This window comes from Streptomyces sp. NPDC020875 (genome assembly GCF_040641415.1).
Taxonomy (GTDB): Bacteria; Actinomycetota; Actinomycetes; order Streptomycetales; family Streptomycetaceae; genus Streptomyces.
The window spans coordinates 1-5,492 of the sequence record NZ_JBFADP010000119.1; the positions used below are offsets into that span (position 1 = coordinate 1).

A 5,492-nucleotide genomic window follows, 5' to 3' on the forward strand; every position below is an offset into this window, starting at 1 on the left:
GGCGAGCACCCGGGAGACGGCGAGGGACGTCGTCGGGCCGTGCGGCCGGCGGTAGTCGACGGGGACGGTGAGGGTGGCGCACTGCTGCGTCGGAGCCGGAGTTCACCCGAACGGCCGACATCCGCATGCGTGCCGGGCCGTCCGCTCCTTCACTGGCCCTGTACGCGCTCAGCGCCGGAAGGAGACGTACGACATGAACCGTTCCAGACAACGGCCCGGGCATCGACCCGAACCGGGGCCCGGGCATCGACCCGAACCGGGGCCCTGGCGGCGGCCCGCCCTCAGCGCGGCCGTGGCGGCCCTCACCGCCGGTGCGCTGGCCATCGGCGTGACCTCCTGCGACAGCGACAGCAGCCCGTCGTCCGTGGTCTCCGGCGCGGCATCGGCCGCCGCCTCGGCGGCGGCGTCCGTCGGCGCGGAGGCCACGGCCGCGATCGCCTCGGCGACCTCGGCCGCCGGGGACAAGCTGGACCAGATCAAGGACGGGGTGGACGTCAAGGGCGACGTCACCCTCGCGGCCCCCGCCACGAAGGACGGCTACAGCACTGTCGACATCACGGTCCGCAACACCGCCGACTCCGCGAAATCCTTCGGGATCAAGGTCGACTACAAGGACGCGAGCGGCAATCTGCTCGACACGGTCGTGGTCACCATCTCCGACGTGCCCGCGAACGGCACCAAGTCCGCGACGGCCAAGAGCAACCGCAAGCTGACCGGTGACGTACGGACCGACGTCGCCCAGGCCCTGCGCTACTGACCGGGCCCCGCTGCCGGATTCCGCGGGATATACCGCAGGACTCCGCGACTCCGCAGAACTCGTGTAACTGGCGTCCCGTGAACGGAGCCGACGATGGACGACTACCCGCTGCTCAACCTCTTCTGGACCATGCTCTGGTTCTTCCTCTGGATCATGTGGCTGTTCCTGCTCTTCAAGGTCATCACCGACCTCTTCAGGGACCACGCCCTCAACGGCTGGGCCAAGGCGGGCTGGATGATCCTGGTGATCCTCCTCCCCTTCCTCGGCGTACTGCTCTACGTGATCTTCCGGGGCCGCGCCATGGGCGAACGGGAGGTCTCCGCGGCCCAGGAACGCGAGGCCGCCTTCAAGTCGTACATCCGCAAGACCGCCGGTGAGGGCGGCGGCGGGCCGGGCGGCGATGTCGACCAGCTGGCCCGGCTGCACGATCTGAAGGAGAAGGGCGCGATCACCGAGGACGAGTACCAGCAGGCGAAGGCGAAGATCCTGGCCTGACGCCCCCCGGTCGGGCGGCGGCGGCCGGGGCAGCGGGGGAGGAGTAGGGGTGGTCCCCGCCGTCCCCCGATCGGCGGGGACCCTCCCGGTTCGGCGGGCCCCCGGGCCGGACCGGTCCGCGTCCCGGTCCGGCCGGGTCGAGTCTGCTCCGGCACCCGCCGACCGCGCCAGAGCCCGCGGCACAATGGGGCGACCCCGGGAACCCCACCCTTCTGACCTGCGACGACACCGGTTGGGACGGGGTGGGCGAGGGATGGGACGGGACGGGACGGACAGTCCCTACGGCTCTGGCGGTACCCGTGTTTGACTGTTCGGGTCGTCCTGATCGCCATGGACGTTGAGCTGTTGGGGGATTGTGCGTCATGCGCCCGCGTTGGAAGGCCCTGCCCGAGGGAACCGATCCGAGGATCATCCGGTTCGTCGCGGAGCTGCGCGGACTCAAGGACCACCACGGTCTCGACATGGCCGCCCTGGCGAAACGCACCGGCTACAGCACATCCTCCTGGGACCGCTATCTCCACGGCCGCTCCCCGGCGCCCGCGGCGGCGGTCGAGGCGCTGGCCCGGCTCACCGGGACGGCGCCGGAACCCCTGCTCGTCCTCCGTGAACTCGCGGTGGAGGCATACGAGTCGACGGCGACGGCCGAGGACCGCCCCGACAGGTATACAGCCACGGACACCGATCCGGACGCGGATAGGGGTACGGATACGGGTACGGGTTCGGCGCCGAGTACGGCTCCGGTACCGGGTACGGCTCCGGCACCGGACGGGGACCTCGCGGCGGACGGCGGGACGGCAGACGGGACGGTCGGCGGGGCGGCGGACGGCGGGGTGACCGGCGGGGCGGTCCGGCCGGTGGTGGTCACGGGCCCCAACCCCTGGCTCGTCGCCGCCCTCTCCAGCACTCTGACGGCCCTGCTCACCCTGGGCACCCTCTTCCTGATCGCCCCCTGGGAACGCGAAGAGACCCCGGCCGCCGCGCCCGCCGCACCGGCCCCGGCGGCGCCCGCCGACATCCACCCCCGGCTCGGCGAGTTCGTCTTCACGGCGGGCCGGGTCCGCGCCTGCGACGTCCGCCGCGAACCGGACGGACGGCTCTACGCGGGCTACAGCCGCACCCACACCGAACTCATCGAGAAGTACTCCACCCGCTGGTCCGTGGTCGAGGCCCAGTGCCTGCTCGACCACCACGGCGTCGAACCGGGCCCGGCGGACGGCGCCTTCGGCAGCGGCACCCAACGCGCCGTCGAACGGATCCAGGACCGGGGCCGGATCGCCGTCGACGGCGTCGTAGGCCCGGACACCTGGAAGGTCCTGCGCCGATGAGCGCCGCCCGCCCCGACGAGGGCGGCGGCCCGCCCCCCGAATCCGTCAAACTCGCCGCCGAACTGCGGGAACTGCGGACCGCGACGGGCCTGAGCCTGGTCGCGCTCGCCGCGAAGTCCCCGTACAGCAAGTCCTCCTGGGAGCGCTATCTCAACGGCAAGGTGCTGCCGCCCCGGGCCGCCGTCGAGGCCCTCTGCGCCCTCGCGGGCGAGCGCCCGGAGCGCGCGATCGCACTCTGGCGGCTCGCCGACGCCGCCGTGAACCGACGCGGGGCCGCCGGGACGCGACCCGCTGCCGCGCCCCCGGCTGCGCAGCCGACACCGGCTGTGGGAACGGCGGTTACGGCTCCGAAGGCCGTATCGCCGTCGACATCGCCGCTGCCGTCACCGCCGGAACAGCACCAGTACCGGTACCGGCGTCGGTCCGCCCCGCTCGTGGCCGTACTCGGCTGCGTACTCGCCGCCGCGACCGCCGGAGTCCTCTTCCTCGCCGGGGACCGGGCCGAAGACGGTCGGCGCACCGGGAGCGGGACCGGGCCGGAAGCCGTCGGCCGTACGGCCCCGGGACCGCGACCGGCACCCGGACCGGCCTGTCACGGCACCGCCTGTACCGGTACGAATCCGGAGTCGGCCCGCTGCGCGACGGCACACGCCCCGCCCGTCACCCTGGCGGAACGGGACTTCGGCGCGGGCGCGGTGCTGAAGGTCCGCCGCTCGGTGGTCTGCGAAACGGTCTGGGCCAGACTCGACCGGGGCAGGGAGGGCGACCGGGTGGAGATCTCCGTGGTAGACGGCGAACCTCAACGTGCCGATGTGCATGACCGGTTCGACGCGATCGCGTCCGTCTCGACGCCGATGGTGGCCGTCCCGGAGGGGGACCCGGACCAGGTCCGGGTCTGTCTGATCAGGGCCGGTGCCCGGGACTGTCTCGTACTTCCGTGACTCGTGGGGCGGTCCGCCCGGGGTCCGAGGTCTGAGGCTTGCTCAGTGCCAGTCGAGATGGCGGGCGGAGTCGCAGAGTTCCACCACGAGTTCGCCCGCGTCGAGCCCCGTACCGGCAACCGGGCGGACCCGTGCGCCGACCCACACCAGATGGGGCGCCGCGCCCACGACGCGGCAGCGGAACATAAAGCCCTCGGGGAAGCGGATGAGGGATTCGTTCCTGGCCACCCGGGTGTAGCGGTGGACCACGGCGGAGCGGATGACGACGCCCTCACCCGTACTGCGCTCCTCCTCCAGATCACTGGAGGCACAGACGGGACAGAGGAGTCTGCGGAAGGACGCGGTGCCGCACCAGCGGCAGCGCTGATAGGTCAGACCGCTCTCCTGGGCCGCTTCATCCACTCCCACGGCGAGACTGTCGGTTCCGGGCTGGGACATGAGACGACCCCCTGCACTCGACGGCTCGGGCTGCCTGGCTGGCGCCTCAGCACCATATGGCACTCAGTGCCGAGGTGTATAGGTACTGGGTGCCAGTTTCTGTACGGAGCGTCGACCGGGTATCAACGTTTCGTACGGCCCCGATGCCGGACGCGCCCCAGGTCGGGGGCCGCGGGGCGGCCGGTCACGGGGTGGTGGGGGCCGAAGTGCCGAGGGCCGCCTCGATGCCCTGCACCACCCGCCAGACCGGAGTCCCCTTGCGGGCGACCATGACGACCACCTCGCCGTCCCCGCCGGGCAGGGCCGGGACCGTGGTGACCTCCGGGGCGGACGCGGACGCCGTCGCGGGGGCGGTCGCGACCGAGGCGGCGTAACCCGGGGTCGCGGGAAGGGGGGCGGGAAGGGGCGCGGGCCCGGTGACCGCCGGGGTGCCCCAGACGTCCCGGACGAGGGAGAGCGCGTGGTCGACGGCGGCTTCGGCGTCCCCGGCACCGCCCGACCGCAGCCAGGACCGCAGCGCGTTGTTGTGCGCCGCGACCACGGCGGACGCGATCACCTCGGCGCGCAGCGAGCCGTCCGGGGTCTCGGGGCCGCGGGCCCGCAGATGGTTGGCGAGGGTGCGCTCGTACCGCCGGACGACGGAGAGTTCATACGTCCGCAGCCCCGGCACCTCGCGGGTGAGCCGGTAGCGCCGGACGGAGAAGTCCGGCTTGGCCGCGTACATCCGCATCACGATCCGGGCGGCGTCGCAGACGGTGCCGACGGGGTCGGGCGAGTCCGTGTTGGCCGCCAGATAGGCGGTCATCTCGGTCAGGCAGCCCTCGTGGTCCGGGAAGACCACGTCTTCCTTGGAGGGGAAGTAGCGGAAGAACGACCGGCGTCCGACGCCCGCGCGCGCGACGATCTCGTCCACCGTGGTCCGCTCGAACCCCCGCTCCAGGAAGAGTTCGAAGGCGGCCTCGGCGAGCGCCTCCCGCATGGGCACTTCGGCATTCCGTCGCTTGCGCACCTCAGTCATGGCGGGAACGTAACACCGGAAGGGCGGTTTTGGCACTGGGTACCTTTACAGAGGGTACTTGGTGCCATAGCCTCGATCGGACAAAACCTCCATCGGCAGGAGTCAGGAGCACCGTCGTGAGCTTGAGGATCGTTGTCTGTGTGAAGTATGTGCCCGATGCGAGTGGTGATCGGGGGTTCGCGGATGATCTGACGGTGGATCGTGAGGGTGTGGACGGTCTGTTGTCGGAGCTGGACGAGTACGCGGTGGAGCAGGCGCTGCGGATCGCGGAGGCTGCTGACGGGGATGCGTCGGTGACGGTGCTGACGGTGGGTCCTGAGGATGCGCGGGAGGCGGTGCGCAAGGCGTTGTCGATGGGTGCGGACGCGGGGGTTCATGTCGAGGACGACGGCATCCGTGGTTCGGATGTGATGGGGACGTCGCTGGTGGTGGCGTCGGCGGTGGAGAAGGCCGGGTTCGATCTGGTGGTGTGCGGGATGGCGTCGACGGACGGCGTGATGGGTGTCCTGCCGGCGTTG

6 protein-coding genes and 1 pseudogene are annotated in these 5,492 nt (G+C 71.7%); 5 read left to right on the forward strand and 2 right to left on the reverse strand.

Annotated elements, in window-relative coordinates; genetic code table 11:
* The first annotated feature begins 193 nt into the window (after positions 1-193).
* The 4 genes from AB0G74_RS34045 (at position 194) to AB0G74_RS34060 (ending at position 3,518) form a co-directional block, all read left to right on the forward strand.
* Positions 194-757, forward strand: coding sequence for an FxLYD domain-containing protein (locus AB0G74_RS34045; RefSeq protein ID WP_361154524.1), 564 nt, complete (start codon positions 194-196; stop codon positions 755-757).
* 93 nt (positions 758-850) lie between these two features.
* A complete protein-coding gene (locus AB0G74_RS34050; RefSeq protein WP_361154527.1) occupies positions 851-1,252 on the forward strand; it encodes an SHOCT domain-containing protein in 402 nt (133 codons plus the stop codon).
* 362 nt (positions 1,253-1,614) lie between these two features.
* Positions 1,615-2,577 carry a peptidoglycan-binding protein gene (locus tag AB0G74_RS34055; RefSeq protein WP_361154529.1) on the forward strand — a complete coding sequence of 321 codons (963 nt, stop codon included), beginning with the start codon at positions 1,615-1,617 and terminating at the stop codon, positions 2,575-2,577.
* Entirely contained in the window at positions 2,574-3,518 is a 945-nt protein-coding gene (locus tag AB0G74_RS34060; protein ID WP_361154532.1) for a helix-turn-helix domain-containing protein, read from the forward strand. The genes AB0G74_RS34055 and AB0G74_RS34060 overlap by 4 nt, the downstream gene beginning before the upstream one ends.
* A 42-nt stretch (positions 3,519-3,560) precedes the next feature.
* Here the strand turns inward: AB0G74_RS34060 and AB0G74_RS34065 are convergent, their stop codons facing one another.
* Together AB0G74_RS34065 and AB0G74_RS34070 are read right to left on the reverse strand one after the other, a co-directional pair.
* Positions 3,561-3,956, reverse strand: coding sequence for a zinc ribbon domain-containing protein (locus AB0G74_RS34065; protein ID WP_361154535.1), 396 nt, complete (start codon positions 3,954-3,956; stop codon positions 3,561-3,563).
* 184 nt (positions 3,957-4,140) lie between these two features.
* Complete coding sequence (locus AB0G74_RS34070; protein ID WP_361154538.1) at positions 4,141-4,935, reverse strand: TetR family transcriptional regulator; 795 nt, start codon at positions 4,933-4,935, stop codon at positions 4,141-4,143.
* A 155-nt stretch (positions 4,936-5,090) separates the two neighbouring features.
* Between AB0G74_RS34070 and AB0G74_RS34075 the strand changes: the two are divergent.
* Positions 5,091-5,492, forward strand: a pseudogene (locus AB0G74_RS34075) (electron transfer flavoprotein subunit beta); the annotation flags it as partial.